Consider the following 15,766-nt stretch of genomic DNA (forward strand, 5'->3'; position numbering starts at 1 on the left):
TGCTTTTATTTTCTGTCAAGCGTGAATGAATGCTCACACTCTTGTAAAAAACCTACACCTGTCAGCTCCCTACTCCCCACTCTGATAAAAGCCAATATCGCTACCTTTCCCCGCATGAACTAATGCTAACTTTTTGTAACGTTCCGCATGTTTGATGAGGTCTGCGGCTTCTTCTGGGGTGACGGGACGGGAAATTTTCCCAGGAAGACCTACAACTAGTGACAAGGGGGGTATATTCTTAGTTACAACAGATCCAGCACCTATGATGCTACCAGCACCTACGCGGACTCCATTTAAAATTACTGCGCCGATGCCTATTAAACAACCGCGCTCAATATGGGCAGAATGTATTACAGCACGGTGTCCTACAGTAACAAAGTCTTCCAATACTGTTGGCAAACCGGGATCACCGTGTAGAATTGCTCCATCTTGAACATTTGTGCATTCACCAATGTCAATGCTTTCCACATCTCCCCTAACTACTGCACCGTACCAAATGCTTGCTCCTGCTGCTATTTTGACGGAACCAACAACAACAGCATTGGCGGCGATGAAGGCGGCGTGAGAAAAATCGGGAGAAGGCCAGTAAGAAGAGGTAGACACGATAGAATATGAATAAGGTACCCAGGAACACTGGAATAACTCCATCCTTGGAGGCTGGTTGCAAAACCAGAATATCACAGTGTCCACCCTCTAAGTTGAGGAAGACAACGGTGAAATTGTTTCTGCCGCAATACCTTATTGGTGCAGCAGTGAACAAATCCCCCAGATTGGTGGAGCCGAAGTGTAAAATCCAACGCACTGGTGCTGGTGAATACGAGACTATGTTTGTACGCACTTCATGATGAATCCAGGCTTGCAGTACCCTATATTTGGCCCTGATATACAGTGTCCCCATTGTCGCCAAACGATTCCGGCGCTGACACTGACTGATACCTATTTGTGTCCCCGTCATGGCGCTTTTGAAGCTAACCCCAAAAATGGGGAATTAGTTCATCTACAATCTGGTCGCCATTGGCGGAGATGGAATAATGAATGGTATCGACAACATACTCATCCCGATGGCATTCGGTTTGAAATCCACGAAGCCTTAGATAAGCTATACACCCAAGGGTATCGAGCTACAAAGGTAATTATTGCCAAGCGTTATCAGGAATTGATGAGTGGTTATTTAGAACGCAGCACTCCTTGGCGTTCTGGACAGCCGGAAACCTCATCGGCAAGATTATACGGCTTACCTGTTGAATTTAGTCCCGACTCATCAGATGACCCCTGTTGGGAAGTGATTAATTTCGATTTGGATAAAGAACCGGGTGTTCCTGTGCGCTACCCTTATTTCCGATTATTTGAATAATAGTCCATAGTCCACAGTCAACAGTCAATAGTCCACAGTCAACAGAAAAAAAATTTTTAACTCACTGATGACCAATGACTAATGATTAATAACTATGGACTATTGACTAATGACTATTGACTAAACTATGCACCACGCCTCTATTCGGACTGCGAATATCCATCGAGCGATCGCCTTTTATGAAATACTAGGCTTTACAGTTTGTGAACGCTTCACAACAGGCTATACCCTAGCTTGCTGGATGGAAGGACTAGGCGGCAGAATTGAACTCATCCAAATTCCTGAACCAAAACCAGCCCCCGATGCTTTTGCAGATGAGCATTATGTGGGTTATTATCACCTGTCATTCGATTTAACTCAAACTACACCAGATTTACCTGGATGGTTGACAGATTTGCAAGAACGTGTATCTCAGGTTGCAGAATTGTCACCATTGAAAATACTCTTAGAGCCGACACAGCAGCAGATAGGCGATCGCATTTTTGAAGTGGCTTTTATTGCTGATACAGATGGCTTACCATTGGAATTTATCAGAGCTTTAAGTAAAATTAACTAAAATTAATTGTATTTTTATATACGACAAATGTGTTTTCTTTGTAACCTACGCTTAAAAGCATTAAACTGGGGTTGTTAATAAAAAAGAATAACTTCAAAACATCTACCAAATAAATGTCTGTATCGTCTATCTGGTATCGTTACCGTCTTTATGTTTTATTGTTCAGTATCTCTTTAATTACAGTATTATCCTTTAGTAATAAACCTGCTGAAAGTCAATATAGAACCGCATTGAGCCAAGACAATTCCCAGACAATATTAGTGGCAAAACAATCCAATCAATTTCAGGTAACAGGAAATGTCCACAAGACAGTGCTGGACAATGGTTTAACTGTATTAATCAAAGAAGTAAATGCTGTACCAGTTGTCAGTGTACAGATGTGGTACAAATTTGGTTCGCGCCAGGAAAAACGAGGAGACAACGGCATTGCCCATCAGCTAGAACATATGATGTTCAAAGGCACACAAAGCCGTCCTATTCAATTTGGCACTTTATTTAGTGCTTTAGGCAGCGAATCCAACGCCTTCACCAGTTACGACCAAACAGCATATTACGGCACAGTAGAAAGAGACAAGCTAAAAGCACTGCTGCTGCTAGAAGCAGACAGAATGGAAAATGCAGTCATTGACGCGGAGAAACTAGCCAGTGAGAAGCGAGTAGTTATTTCCGAATTACAGGGTTATGAAAATAACCCAGAATACCGCCTTAACCGTGCGGTGATGCAAGCCGTATTTCCCAACCATCCTTATGGCTTACCCGTAGGCGGAACTAAGGCAGATGTAGAAAAATTTCAAGTTGAGCAAGTACAAAAATACTATCAAAACTATTACAGCCCTGACAACGCCGTCTTAATAATTGTCGGCGACTGCCAAGCCGAAAAAACCTTGGCAATGGTAAAAGAGATATTTGGTGATATACCTAAGCGTCAACAGTCCACAGTCAACAGTCCACAGTCAACAGTCAACAGTCAACAGTCAACAGTTAAAACTCCTATAGTCCTGAAAGAACCAGGCGGTGCAGGACTTTTACAAGTGATTTACCCACTACCACAGGTGACTCATCCAGATATACCAGCCTTGGAAGTTGTGGATTACATTTTGACTGAGGGGCGCAACTCTCGGTTGTATCAGGCGTTGGTAGAATCGGGTTTAGCTAGTGAAGTAGAAGCCTCTATTGGTGGTTTGCAGGAGGCTGGTTGGTATGAGTTGCTAGTGACGGCAGATCCAGACCAAGATTTAGGTAAAATTGATTCGGTAGTGAAGGGTGCGATCGCTAATCTTTCTCGCAATGGTGCAAAAGCGGAGGAATTAGCCAGAGCGAAAAGACAGTTAGAAGCTACCATTATTTTGAGTAACCGTACCATAACTGACCAAGCTACCCAGTTAGGCAATGATGAGACAACGGCTAGTGATTATCGTTTTACTGACTATTATTTAGCTGCTGTTAGGCAGGTACAATCACAAGATGTAGTGCGTGTAGTTAACAAATACTTACAGAAATCTCAACGGAAAGTAGGTATTTTTACACCAACATCGTATCAGCAAAAAGAAATTAATAGCAAAAAACCATCACACCAAACGCAAGAAAACCTTACTGGTGGTGTGTCTGTGCCATCATCGGAGGTGATGAAATATTTACCATCTCTAGAGTCAACAGATACAACTGGTCATAAGTCTTCAACACGTTTACCACAGCAGTTTACTTTAGCTAATGGCTTACAAGTATTTTTACTACCTGATAAAAGTACACCCACTGTTACCTTGAGTGGATATATCAAAGCTGGTACAGAATTTGACCCAAATGGACAAGCTGGGTTAGCCTCGTTAGTAGCAGATAGCTTGATGAGTGGGACTAAGAGTAAAAATGCTTCAACTCTGGCTAAAGTTTTAGATGACAGGGGTATTACTTTAGATTTTGCTGCATATCGTAACGGAATGCGTATCCAAGGGGATAGTTTAGCTGAAGATTTTCCGGTGCTAATTCAGACCTTAGCGGATACGCTGAAAAATAGCAAATTTCCCCAACAAGAACTGGAACTGAATCGCCAACAAGCTTTAACTTCCTTAAAAATGGAATTAGACGACCCCGAAGAAGTTGCCAGAAGGGTATTTTTACAATCAATTTATCCTAAAAAACATCCCCTGCATGATTTCCCGACGGTGGAGAGTTTACGCAAGATTCGCCGTCAAGATGTGATTGCTTTTAATCAAAAATATTATCGTCCAGATACTACTGTGTTGGTGTTGGTGGGAGATTTTGAACCTAACCAAGTGCGATCGCAAATTGAAGCAGAGTTTGCTAATTGGCAAGCTACTGGAGAACCACCAACTATAAAATATCCCCAAGTACCCTTACCAAAAACTATCACCAGAGTAAATCCTGTCATTCCTGGAAAAACTCAAGCTATTACTTACATCGGTTATACAGGTATTAAGCGCCAAGACCCTAGATTTTATGTAGCGCAAGTATTAAACCAAATTTTGGGAGGAGATACCTTATCTAGTAGATTAGGGTCAGAAGTGCGCGATCGCCAAGGTTTAACTTACGGCATTTATAGCGACTTCCTCGCCGAAAAAGATTTTGGGACATTTTGGATTGAAATGCAAACCAGTCCTGAAGATGTGAATAAAGCGATCGCCAGCACCCAAAAAGTGCTTGCACAAATTAACCAAGAAGGTGTAACTACATCAGAAGTAGATACAGCCAAACGTACTTTAACTGGTAACTATAATGTATCTTTGGCAGACCCAGAAGAATTAACCCATAAAATCTTGATGAATCATGTTTATGGGTTAGATAAGAGCGAACTGCACTCTTATACTGAGAAAATAGAGCAAGTCACCCTAGCCGAAGTGAATCAAGCAGCTCGTGAGTTACTCCACCCAGATCAAGTAGTAGTAGTAACAGTTGGGCCTTCTATGGTAGCTACACAAGGCGTTAAGTAAGACAGTTGACAGTTGTTATTCTCCTCTCCTGTTCCCCTCCCAGGAGGGGTTAGGGGTGGGTTACTCCCTCATCTTCCCCATCTTCCCCATCTTCCCCATCTTCCCCATCTCCCCCCACTCCCCACTCCCCACTCCCCACCTGACAGGTGTAGGTTTTTGATGTGGGTATGAGTGGACACTCTCAAACAGAGTTCTAAACGTGGTTCAAATAACGAAATTTCGTTCTTAGGTAAAAAATCAAAGACTAAAATTGAGTTTTTAACTAACGGAAAAACCCCATTTCAGCCACGTTTGTAAAATACCTACACCTGTCAGCCACTCCCCACTCCCTACTCACATTCCCGTTTAGTTACAAAATGGCGGTAGCGAAACATAGCTTCTAATTGTGCTTGTACTAGCCAGCCGCCGATAAACTCCACAGCATCTCCACCGGGCATAACATAGGAAATATCATCAGTCAGCTTGGTTTTACCATTTTCTAGTTCAAAACGATGACGATGTATCCAAGATTCAAAAGGCCCGGATATTTGTGTATCGGTAAACAAGCGATATTTCTCGCATTCCGTGTGACGCGCTAACCAAGTTAAGGGAACGGGGCCGAGAAATAACTTAAACTCTGTAATTGCCCCTACTTCTAACCCTCCTTCCCTGCGGACTACTCGCATTGGTTGCCAAGGTGGTGTTAGTAGTTGCAAAATATCCGATCTTTCATGGAATTTCCAAACTACTTCTGGGGAAGCGTTAATTACTGAAGAATGTTGAAAGTGCAGCATGGAAAATAATTCAAAATTCAAAATTCAAAATTCAAAATCTAGCTAAGTCACACAAATGAGAGATATGAGGGAGAATAACAACTGTCAACTGTCAACTGTCAACTATCAACTCCTACAACTACCCTTCATATTCTGTATCAATTTCGATATCTAGGGTATCTTCGTCAACTCTGATATATAAGATATTTGGACGACAACAAACTTGGCAATCTTCTACATAAGATTGTTGTCCACCTGCACTTAAATCAATAAAAGTTAAGTTTGGTTCCCCACAGTAGGCACAGTAAAATTCGGCTGTATTTTGCATTCAGTTTCCAACTATTAATTTAATGGCTGTAGTTCTTTGCGGAAATGACTAGTGGCTTCAGCCAAATGCTTTAGTAGTGTAGACTGTGGTAACGGCCCTTGCAAGTGGCTCCAAGGTAGTACTTGTTCTGTTGACCAATCGCTATGCACGTAAAATTCTAAGTCAGGGATTTGGCCTTTAAGTTGTTTGAAGGCACGTTTGTAACTGCCCAAGGAGTCGCCAAAGTTGCGTGTGAGTTGAAGCAGTTGGGAGATGCGGCGATCGCCTCTAGATATCAAAGCCTGGATTATAGACCAATTATAACTTTCTGGGCGGAAATCTATCCCTTGGGGTTTTAATTGTTTCTGTAAGGACTGTAGACGCTTTTCTGCTTGACGATTTACCCCATACCATTGGAATGGTGTATGGGCTTTCGGGACAAACGTACTACAACCCAAAGTTAGGCGCAACCCTGGGGCAGCCTTTTTAATACTCCGCATCATTGCTACAGTTGCGTCTAAATCTTCCGCTTCTTCTCCTGGGATGCCTACCATACCGTAGAGTTTCAAGGCTGACAAACCACCAGCTTTGGCATTGACGGCGGCTTGAATGATTTCGTCATTGTGGAGTTTTTTGTTGACGATTTGCCGGACTTTTTGGGAACCACTTTCTACAGCAATAGTAAGCGATCGCGTGTCTCGTTTTGCCAAAGTTGCCGCTAGTTGTTCTGTCACCGTATTCGTGCGGACTGAGGCAATACTGAGGCGCACATCATCATACTTTGGTTGACTAATATAATCCAATAGGGCGGTAAATTCTGGATGCTGAGTTACAGAAGCACCCAATAATCCTAAGCGATTTGTTACCTGTAAGCCTTTCTCAATTGCTGGAATTAATGAACCTTCTAAACTAGCTGTTCTAAAGGGTAATGTTAAGTAACTCGCTAAACAGAAGCGGCACATTTCTGGACAACTGCGCACCACTTCCACCATGAAAATATTTTCCCAAGCTGCCTTTTCGGTAACTACAGTTGATGCTGATAAGGTGTTCCCCCGATAAGTCTGCTTCTGCACTATGGCTGGAACTTCCGCCGAAATTGGTTTAATAGAACTTATCGCCCCATCTGCTGCTTCATACTCCACAGTATACAAACTAGGAACATAAATTCCCGGTACTTGTGCGAGTGCTAAAAGTTGAGTTTGCCTAGAAGCATTTCTCACTTCTTTATAAGCATCAATTAAATTACCTAATAAATTCTCTCCATCTCCTAACAAAATGACATCAAAAAACTCGGCAAAAGGTTCTGGGTTAGCTGTAAGAACAGGTCCTCCACCGAAAACTATGGGATGAGAATCATCACGATTAATTGTGCTGGTAGGAATTGATAAAGACTCCAGCAAATTGAGAATATTTACATAATCTAATTCCCAAGAAATAGAAAATCCAACAATTTCAGGATTTCTTGGTAGCGGTTCATAAGTATCAGTAAATAATCGGCTAACCTGGACATCACTACGCATTGCCAAAGTCGCCCATACTACCTGATAGCCTAAGCTGGTGATTCCCACTGTATATTCATTGGGAAACGCAAATATTATTGGTATGGCGTTACTTTCTGGCGTAGCAGGTGTAAATAAGAGGCGTTCAGAACTAAATAAAGAAGATGTCACAGGTATTATATTAAAACATATTTATCTATATTTAATTTTAAGCCATAAAATTATAAAATTTAAAACTAAAGTGATACTGTTAGCCAGAATAATTGGCAAAGCATTGAGGATAATTCCATAAATTAACCACAAAAAAAGACCACTCATAAAGGCAATCAGCATGATGAAAGAAACATCTTTTGCTGACTTTGTTTTCCACGTTCGCCACACTTGCGGCAAAAAGGCAACAGTGGTTAATGTTGCGGCAATGAGTCCGAGAATTGTCAAAAAATCCATGCAATATATTTGTTAGTCATTGGTCATTAGTCATTAGTCCATAGTCAACAGTCAAAAGTTAACAGTCAACAGTTATTATCCTTTACCTCCTTTACTGGTATTAGGGAATAATAACCGATGCGATCGCATCTAGGAGGTTTTGGGGGTCGATGGGTTTTTCTAGATGGGACTGAAAGCCAGCTACGAGGATTTTACGCCGATTGGTATCACCTGCATAGGCTGTGAGGGCGATCGCGGGAATATCTCGGTTGAATTGGGGCGGTAAACCGCGTACCTGACGGATGAATGTGTAGCCGTCCATTTCTGGCATCCCAATATCACTAATGAGTAAATCAAATTGAGATTGGATCAGTAGTCGTAGGGCTGCGGTAGCAGAGAAAACTGAACAGACAGTCGCGCCTTCTTCCTCTAAAATCACCTTAACTAGTTCTAGAGAATCAGGCTCATCATCTACCACAAGCACGCGCCGATTCTCTAAATTCACTGTTGGCTGGTTGAAAGTAACAGAAGTATTGGGGTGAGAAGTAGGCATTAAAGGTAATTGGACGGTAAAGGTTGCCCCCTTTCCTTCACCAGGACTGACAGCCGTAATTGTACCACCGTGGGCTTCGACAATCTGACGGGCGATCGCTAACCCTAAGCCCAACCCACCATAAAAACGAGTACTAGAACTATCCTGCTGTTGGAATAACTCAAATACATGGGGTAAAAATTCGCCTTCAATGCCTCTACCCGTATCACTTATCTGAATTTGTGCATAGTGGTCAATTTGGGTAAGTTGCACCGTCACCCGTCCGCCTGAAGAATTGAATTTAATCGCATTTGAGAGTAAATTCCATATCACCTGTTGCAACCTGCCTGCATCTCCTCTCACTTGCCTCACCGATGAGTCAATCAATACCTCAATGTGAATTTCTTTGGCTTGTGCGGCTAAATTCACAGTTTCCAAAGCTGCCATAATTGGCTCAGATAAATTGATAGCGGCAAAGCTGAGGGAAAGTTTTCCACGGATGATGCGAGAGATATCTAGCAGATCCTCAATCAGTTGCACCTGTTGCTTGGCATTACGCTCGATGGTGGCTAACCCGACTTGGAGTTTTTCAGTACTGATATTGGGGGATTGAAGTATCCTAGCCCAGCCTAAAATCGGGTTAAGCGGTGTCCGCAATTCATGGGAAAGAATAGCCAGAAACTCATCTTTGGTGCGGTTGGCACGTTCTGCGGCTTCTCGTGCTGCTTGTTCTTGTTGAAATAACTTTTCTTTCTGGGCTTCGGCTTGTTTTTGCTCAGTAATATCCAGCACCGTACCAATAAAACGTAGCGGTTTTCCTTCGGCATTATAATAAGCTTGTCCTTTCGACCTCAGCCAGCGTTCAACTCGATCCTCAATGCCGATGGTGCGATACTCAGTGTCATAATAACCACCAGACGCTGGGTCGAGTGCTACTTGAAGAATTTCCTGGAGGCGATCGCGGTCATCAGGGTGTAAGCCCTGAAAAAACATCTCTATGCTAGATTCAGCATCAGATGGTAAACCAAACATAGCCTTGCAAGCAATATCCCATTTCAATTCCCCAGTGACTAAATTCCAATCCCAGGTTCCCAATTGAGCAGAGGCGATCGCCATTCGCAATCTGTCTTCACTCTCCCGTAGGGCTTCCTCTGTTCGTTTGCGTTCGGTAATCTCTTGACAAACAGTGTTAATGCCAATGACGCAATCGCCCTCTTTCAACGGCAAAAAACTTTCTAACCAGATGCGTTCTACTCCTGGTTGTGCTGGAGTCTCCCCACGAATTTCTACATTTAGTAGTGCTTGCCCCGTTTCCAAGATGGGGCGCAGCAACTCCTCAGCCGTATCTGCGATGTCAGGTAATAACTCTCGAACTGTCCGCCCGATGTGTTCTTCTATAGAAAATCCGTTGATTTCTGCCAATCTTTGATTAATCCGCACAAAGCGCAGATCAGGATCGAGGACATTTAACCCAATTGGGGCAGACTGGTAGATAGTTTCAATTTCTGCCAGTTGCCTGTGTAAAGTGGCCCGGCTTGCTTCTAATTCGGCTTCCAGTAGTTTACGTTGCGTCACATCTGCCGTAATGCCAATCAGTCTAGTTAACTGTCCCATCTGGTTAAACAGGGCGCGTCCACTTTCTTCCAATGTGAGGATCTGCCCATCTGGACGCACGACTCGATAGGTAATTTTGTAAGTGTTATTTTCGAGTGTTAGTGCTTGTAATTCGGCTAGGAAGCGATCGCGATCATCTGGATGGACTTTTTGAAAATAATCTGCACCTGTATCATGTTCTGCCGATGGGCAACTTAACCCCAGAATAGCCGCACATTGAGGCGATCGCTTGACGGCATCGGTGTTTGGTTCCCACTCAAAGGTAAATATCCGCGCCACTTCCATTGCCAATTGGTTGCGCTCCTCGCTTTCTCGTAGTGCCGCATTGACTTGTTCTAACTGGGCAGTACGTTCAGCCACGCGCTGTTCTAGCTCCTGGTTAGCACTTTGCAAGGCAGCTTCTAGTTGGCGACGTTCTGTAATGTCGGTGTGAGAACCCACCATCCGCAGCACCTCGCCTGCCTCATTCCAAATTGCCTGACCGCGATCTAAAATCCATTTATAACTACCATCCTTGCATTGCACCCGATGTTCGGAAATGTAAAATGGCGTTTTCTGCTCAAAATGCTCTTGGATCAGTTGTATTACTTGGTCGATATCATCAGGATGCACCCGCTTTTTCCACTCGTCCAAATGGTTGCTGATTTCCTCCTCTTCAAACCCCAACATCTTTTTCCAACGGGCTGAGAAGAATACTTCATTAGTTTGCACGTTCCAATCCCAGATGCCATCATTGCTACCCCTAAGAGCTAATTGCCAGCGTTCTTCACTTGCACGTAGGGCAGATTCCGTCTCTTTTTGCCCTGTTACGTCACGGGCAACGCAGTATATTACCCCTTGGTCAATCTGGGGTGATGCTGTCCATGCCAACCATCGGTAGTACCCAGCCTGCGTCCGGTAACGATTCTCGAAATAAAGCGTAGGAGCGCCTGCCTTTAATTTCTCCATTTCTGCTAATGTGGCGGCGTGGTCTTCTGGATGGACAAAATCTAGAAAAGGGTGAGCTAATAATTCTGCTGGTGAATGACCGAGAGTTTGGATAAATGCAGGGTTGAACCGCTTAAAGTGGCTATCTAGACCAATCACTGTCAGCAGATCGAGCGATCGCTCAAAGAAAAAGGCTTCTTCGGATAAAACCAATTTATTCACTGATGAGGCAACAGGGTCTTCAGAGGTCATACAAGAATTATGGAACAGATAAGGCGAAGTCATCACCAAGCAGATGTGATTAAATTGCGGTGAAGTAGCATTCAAACTGGTAACACAACTTAAAAGTTTACACATCAAGGAAGTTACGCAACAAGACACCCAATCATAGAAACGTGTAAGGGTTTTAACTTAAAGTACTCCTGCCAAAGCTCTCAATTTTTCGTTTTCGGGTGTAAGTCCTAACATCAGCATAGCTAATAATTTTTTTCTTCCCAGCCAACAAAGGGCAATCATTAGCTTTATCTATAGCTATATGCCAATTTTTGAACTCAAGGCAACTGTTTCTTCCCCCTACTCCCTGCCGTATCTACGTAAACCACTGAAAAAGCAAATGCACCTAACAAGTAGGTGCAAGGTTTAGGCAATTACAGAATGAGTACTACTCTGTAAAACTAAGTAAGTAATATTTTAAGGAGTGAATAGAGTTTATCTGAATACTCCAAAAATCATTGCCGTAAATATACTGAATTTTTGGACAAAATTTATCAAAGCCTCAATAGTTAGTATTTTTACTCCTGTTAAATTTCCTTAAGTAAGGAAAAGTTAACATCAAAAACCTTGAAATAGCTTGAAAATCTCTATGTAAAGTCTATGTACCGTAGGGGCTACCGTATAGTAATAACACTATGTAAATATGAAGCATTTATATCTATCATCCTGCGCTTGCGTTATTCTAATTACGTAGAAATGACAATAAATTGCAAAAAAAGATAGTAAATACACATTTATGCGCTTTGATTGTTTTAAACCTTTTGGTAAACACCTATCTACCAAGGACTACTAGTTATGTTGACCGTACTAATTTTAGATTTTAAATTTTGGATTTTGGATTATTTTTGGTTCAAGCCCAGCCCCTGGTGGGCGGAACAAATCGCGCTGCTTCGTCAATCCAAAATCTCCAAGCTGCATCCCCTTGTGGGTGCAGTCAATCCAAAATCGTCAATCCAAAATCTAAAATTGTTTGACGCTCCCCGCATTCCGTTTAACTTGCCTACGGCACGCTAACGCGAACATACGGGGATTCATGTTTCACGGTGTGAAGTTCAACACTCCACCTCTTTATAAGGCTTCGTCACTGACCAATGACTACTGAAAAAACTCCATTCCTTTAGGAGTAGCGTTTTTATGCTTTTTTCGTAGGTGCATTAGTAACTCGTGCATCTACAATTGCTTGCGAGACATTGGGAATAAACCAATTGACTTGAGTAGATTTGACTACTTGAGTTCCAGCTTGACTAAATTCAATAGCGCCAGTATCAGGATTTGTCTTCAGAACTAAGTTAGTACCATTAGGAACTTTGATGACCACGCCACCAGTCAATTCTTGACCTTGACCATTTGAGTTGATAGCTACAGCATTGACATCGCTAGGTAAATACACACCCTTGCAATTCCATCTATCTTCAGTAGTCTGACCATCACCTAAAAAGTACAGTGCTGCACCTTCAGAGTATTCATCCTCATCTAAATTTGGTTCTGGCCCGTAAATAGCTAAAGTCTTGCCAGTTTGATTACTGCATTGTCCCCAGTCAATCCCTGACTCAAAAGCATATTTTTGAAACTCTAACTCATTAATTTTCTGCTCAATTTGTTCTGGAGTGTAATCTTCTAATTGAGCTTGCTTTTCTTTAGCTTTTGTTAAAGTTTTTAATTGTTCTGTTAGTGTAACGTAATCAGGATTCTTGCTAATTTTTGGGCGGTCTGCTAATGAATCAGGTTGAACAAATATCAAGCTTGTCAAGAAGACAGCTAGTACCAAAAAGTATTTAAAAGCTTTCATGTTTGCGTTCCAATTTTTACAAATTGCAGATTAGGACTATTTAGCATTCTTGTCAATATTATAACTAACTCATACTTTTAAGAATTTACAATAATACTTCTATGTTAGCTTTGCTAAATATCGATTTTTATTTTACATTACCATTGAAATTTAAAATTTACAACAATATTAACTTAATTATATTTTATACTTTTTTCATTTAAGTGCTTAAAGGAATAAAGTCTTATAAAACTATATATATCAATATTTTTAACAGTTAAGTAACTTAAACGCTCTTATTCTCATCGCCTTATGTGCGTATTTTTTGTCACCTCTATATTAGTAGCATTATTATATTGATTTATTAGAATAAATTCTACTTAATATCGATAAGTTTTGAGTACTTTTAATTTTTTCTTAAAAATTACATTTGATTTTTTACTCATACTTGATTGTAGAAAATACATACGGTAGGATGAAATCTATCTGAAGAAAGATAACTAAAGAAACAGGTGTCCCAGTGGTAGATATATAGATATCTGCAAGTAGTAAATAAGGGATCGCTTGCCAGGGTAATTCACAAGTAGTAATACAATTGCCCTGAACTCTATCGATATGTGTGCCATTTCTAAACCTAAAACCTAGTAATGAAAAAAGAGATATCATCCCATCAGAGTCTTCATGGATTAAAGCCAAATTGTCTTTCTTTTGCTGAAGTATTAGCCCAATCTTTTGCTGTAATTGCACCAACAACAATACCAGCATCTAACATTGGTTTAATTGTGGCGCTTGCTGGAAATGGTACTTGGTTGAGTTGTTTGATTGGCTTGATAGGACTGTTATTTGTCAGCATCAATATCAATCAATTTGCTAGCCGTTCAGCCTCTCCTGGGTCACTCTACACATACATCACAAAAGGCTTAGGCCCCACAGCCGGAGTAGTTTGTGGCTGGAGTTTAGTTTTGGCTTATCTATTCACAGGAATGTCAGTTTTGTGTGGTTTTGCCAATTTTAGCGGTATATTGATTGGCCATTTGGGTATTCATCCTTCTAGCATTACTTTACTAGCCGTTGGTGCTGGTATCTCTTGGTATGCAGCCTATAAAGATATTCAACTTTCCGCCGTTGCTATGTTGTGGATTGAAGGAGTCACAATTTCACTTATAACTATTTTGTGCATCATTATCTGGGCGCATCAAGGTTTTGCTTTGGATATGTCTCAATTGACCTTAGCCAACACCAACCCAGGTAATATTGCCACTGGGCTAGTTTTAGTAATGTTTGCTTTCTCTGGTTTTGAAAGTGCCACTTCTTTGGGTGATGAAGCCAAAAAACCGTTAAAAACCATTCCTAGAGCCGTTATCGGTAGCGTTGTCCTAGCTGGCGTATTTTATGTGGGAACAACGTATATAGAAGTTTTGGGTTTTCAAGGTACTGGCGTATCTATAACCAATACGGAACAACCTCTGAGCCTTCTGTCGCAACGTTTAGGGCTTGGTTGGTTAGGTGAGTTAGTGGCTTTCGGGACTTTATTTAGCTTCTTTAGTTGTGTTCTGGGTAGTATCAACCCGGCGGCGAGAATCTTCTTTTTGATGGCGCGTCATGGCTTATTTCACTCTAAGTTGGGTGCGGCGCACTCAGCCAATAAAACACCACATGTTGCAGTAACACTGTGTTCAATAATTGCTTTTTTAGTACCTACGGTAATGTGCCTATTCAATATCAAACTCTTTGAGAGTATGGGTTATTTAGGCGCAATTGCTAGCTATGGTTTTCTCATTGTATATGTTTTGATTTCTGTTGCTGCACCAGTTTATCTATATAAAATCAAACAATTGCGATCGCCTGATATTCTCTTTTCAGTTCTGGGTGTCGGCTTTATGGTGATGCCTATTCTTGGTAGTGTTGGTATTCCCGGAAGTATACTCTTTCCTATTCCCGAAGCTCCCTACAATAGTTTTCCCTATCTATTCTTGCTATATCTAGCTGCTACTTGTGGATGGTTCATTATCAAAAAATCACGCTCTCCCCATCTGGTAGTAGGTATGCACCAAGCAATTGAAGAAATTCATGCAAAATTCAGCGATAACCGCAAAGTTCCTTAGTTAAAAGTCAACAATTAATATGAGTGGATTAGTCTCTGCAATCAGCACTGGTGTATTCGCCTTCAGCGCCACCAATATAGATGATTTATTCATCTTGACCTTATTTTTCTCCCAGGTAAATGCTCAGTTTCGTCGTTGGCATATTATAGCTGGTCAGTATTTAGGGTTTAGTGCATTGGTATTAGCGAGTATTCCTGGTTTTTTTGGTGGTTTAATTTTACCCCGACCCTGGATAGGACTATTTGGTTTATTACCGATAGCTATCGGTATCAAATGTTGGTTGGATAGAGGTACCGATGACAGTCCCACGCCACAAAATCAATTTCTCAATTTGCAAATTTATAGTGTGGCAGCAATCACCTTTGCCAATGGTACTGACAATATTAGTATTTATGTTCCCTTGTTTGCCAGCAGTAGTTGGGAGAGCTTAGTAGTTATTTTAGGTGTCTTTTTTACCTTTGTCGGCTTGTTATGCTTTTTAGCTTACCAACTAACTAATCAAAGTGCGATCGCTGATCTTTTAACTCGTTATGGCAATCAGTTTATGCCATTTGTTTTGATAGGGTTAGGTGTATTTATAGTTTTAGATAGCGGTAGCTTGACTTTGATCAATTTACTCAACGCAGAAATATCACCTTTATTTTAAATCAGTCAACACTTATCAAAGCATATAGTGGGAGATGAGTAACCCAAAGCTCAACCCACCAC

At 41.4% G+C, this 15,766-nt stretch carries 13 protein-coding genes; 6 read left to right on the top strand and 7 right to left on the bottom strand.

What is annotated here, in order from left to right; translation table 11 throughout:
• Nucleotides 1–69: 69 nt before the first annotated feature.
• A complete protein-coding gene (locus tag NSMS1_RS02365; RefSeq protein WP_224090614.1) occupies nt 70–603 on the bottom strand; it encodes a gamma carbonic anhydrase family protein in 534 nt (177 codons plus the stop codon).
• Between the two features lie 238 nt (nt 604–841).
• On the opposite strand from NSMS1_RS02365, the gene NSMS1_RS02370 reads away from it, so the two are divergent.
• The 3 genes from NSMS1_RS02370 (at nt 842) to NSMS1_RS02380 (ending at nt 4,855) form a co-directional block, all read left to right on the top strand.
• On the top strand, nt 842–1,354 hold the full coding sequence (locus NSMS1_RS02370) for a TIGR02652 family protein (protein WP_224090615.1): 513 nt from the start codon (nt 842–844) through the stop codon (nt 1,352–1,354).
• 127 nt (nt 1,355–1,481) lie between these two features.
• Nucleotides 1,482–1,910, top strand: coding sequence for a VOC family protein (locus NSMS1_RS02375; RefSeq protein ID WP_224090617.1), 429 nt, complete (start codon nt 1,482–1,484; stop codon nt 1,908–1,910).
• 113 nt (nt 1,911–2,023) lie between these two features.
• On the top strand, nt 2,024–4,855 hold the full coding sequence (locus tag NSMS1_RS02380) for a M16 family metallopeptidase (RefSeq protein WP_224090618.1): 2,832 nt from the start codon (nt 2,024–2,026) through the stop codon (nt 4,853–4,855).
• A gap of 329 nt (nt 4,856–5,184) precedes the next feature.
• On the opposite strand, the gene NSMS1_RS02385 is transcribed toward NSMS1_RS02380, so the two are convergent.
• From NSMS1_RS02385 to NSMS1_RS02405, 5 genes are all read right to left on the bottom strand, one after another.
• On the bottom strand, nt 5,185–5,628 hold the full coding sequence (locus tag NSMS1_RS02385; RefSeq protein WP_224090619.1) for an SRPBCC family protein: 444 nt from the start codon (nt 5,626–5,628) through the stop codon (nt 5,185–5,187).
• 118 nt (nt 5,629–5,746) lie between these two features.
• Entirely contained in the window at nt 5,747–5,935 is a 189-nt protein-coding gene (locus NSMS1_RS02390; protein ID WP_224090621.1) for a CPXCG motif-containing cysteine-rich protein, read from the bottom strand.
• Nucleotides 5,936–5,949: 14 nt separating this feature from the next.
• A complete protein-coding gene (locus NSMS1_RS02395) occupies nt 5,950–7,584 on the bottom strand; it encodes a B12-binding domain-containing radical SAM protein (protein ID WP_224090623.1) in 1,635 nt (544 codons plus the stop codon).
• Nucleotides 7,585–7,605: 21 nt separating this feature from the next.
• Nucleotides 7,606–7,860 carry a SemiSWEET transporter gene (locus NSMS1_RS02400; RefSeq protein ID WP_224090625.1) on the bottom strand — a complete coding sequence of 85 codons (255 nt, stop codon included), beginning with the start codon at nt 7,858–7,860 and terminating at the stop codon, nt 7,606–7,608.
• A 100-nt stretch (nt 7,861–7,960) separates the two neighbouring features.
• Entirely contained in the window at nt 7,961–11,164 is a 3,204-nt protein-coding gene (locus NSMS1_RS02405; protein ID WP_224090627.1) for a PAS domain-containing hybrid sensor histidine kinase/response regulator, read from the bottom strand.
• Between the two features lie 816 nt (nt 11,165–11,980).
• On the opposite strand from NSMS1_RS02405, the gene NSMS1_RS02410 reads away from it, so the two are divergent.
• Nucleotides 11,981–12,199, top strand: coding sequence for a hypothetical protein (locus NSMS1_RS02410; protein ID WP_224090629.1), 219 nt, complete (start codon nt 11,981–11,983; stop codon nt 12,197–12,199).
• Between the two features lie 118 nt (nt 12,200–12,317).
• On the opposite strand, the gene NSMS1_RS02415 is transcribed toward NSMS1_RS02410, so the two are convergent.
• Nucleotides 12,318–12,974, bottom strand: a complete 657-nt coding sequence (locus NSMS1_RS02415) for a hypothetical protein (RefSeq protein WP_224090631.1) — start codon at nt 12,972–12,974, stop codon at nt 12,318–12,320.
• A gap of 626 nt (nt 12,975–13,600) precedes the next feature.
• Between NSMS1_RS02415 and NSMS1_RS02420 the strand changes: the two genes are divergently transcribed.
• Both NSMS1_RS02420 and NSMS1_RS02425 read left to right on the top strand, forming a co-directional pair.
• Nucleotides 13,601–15,058, top strand: a complete 1,458-nt coding sequence (locus NSMS1_RS02420) for an APC family permease (RefSeq protein ID WP_224090633.1) — start codon at nt 13,601–13,603, stop codon at nt 15,056–15,058.
• Between the two features lie 19 nt (nt 15,059–15,077).
• The gene (locus tag NSMS1_RS02425; protein WP_224090635.1) at nt 15,078–15,704 is read left to right on the top strand and encodes a cadmium resistance transporter; all 627 of its coding nucleotides are present in this window, start codon (nt 15,078–15,080) and stop codon (nt 15,702–15,704) included.
• The last annotated feature ends 62 nt before the right edge of the window (nt 15,705–15,766 follow it).

The organism is Nostoc sp. MS1 (assembly GCF_019976755.1).
GTDB lineage: Bacteria > Cyanobacteriota > Cyanobacteriia > Cyanobacteriales > Nostocaceae > Trichormus.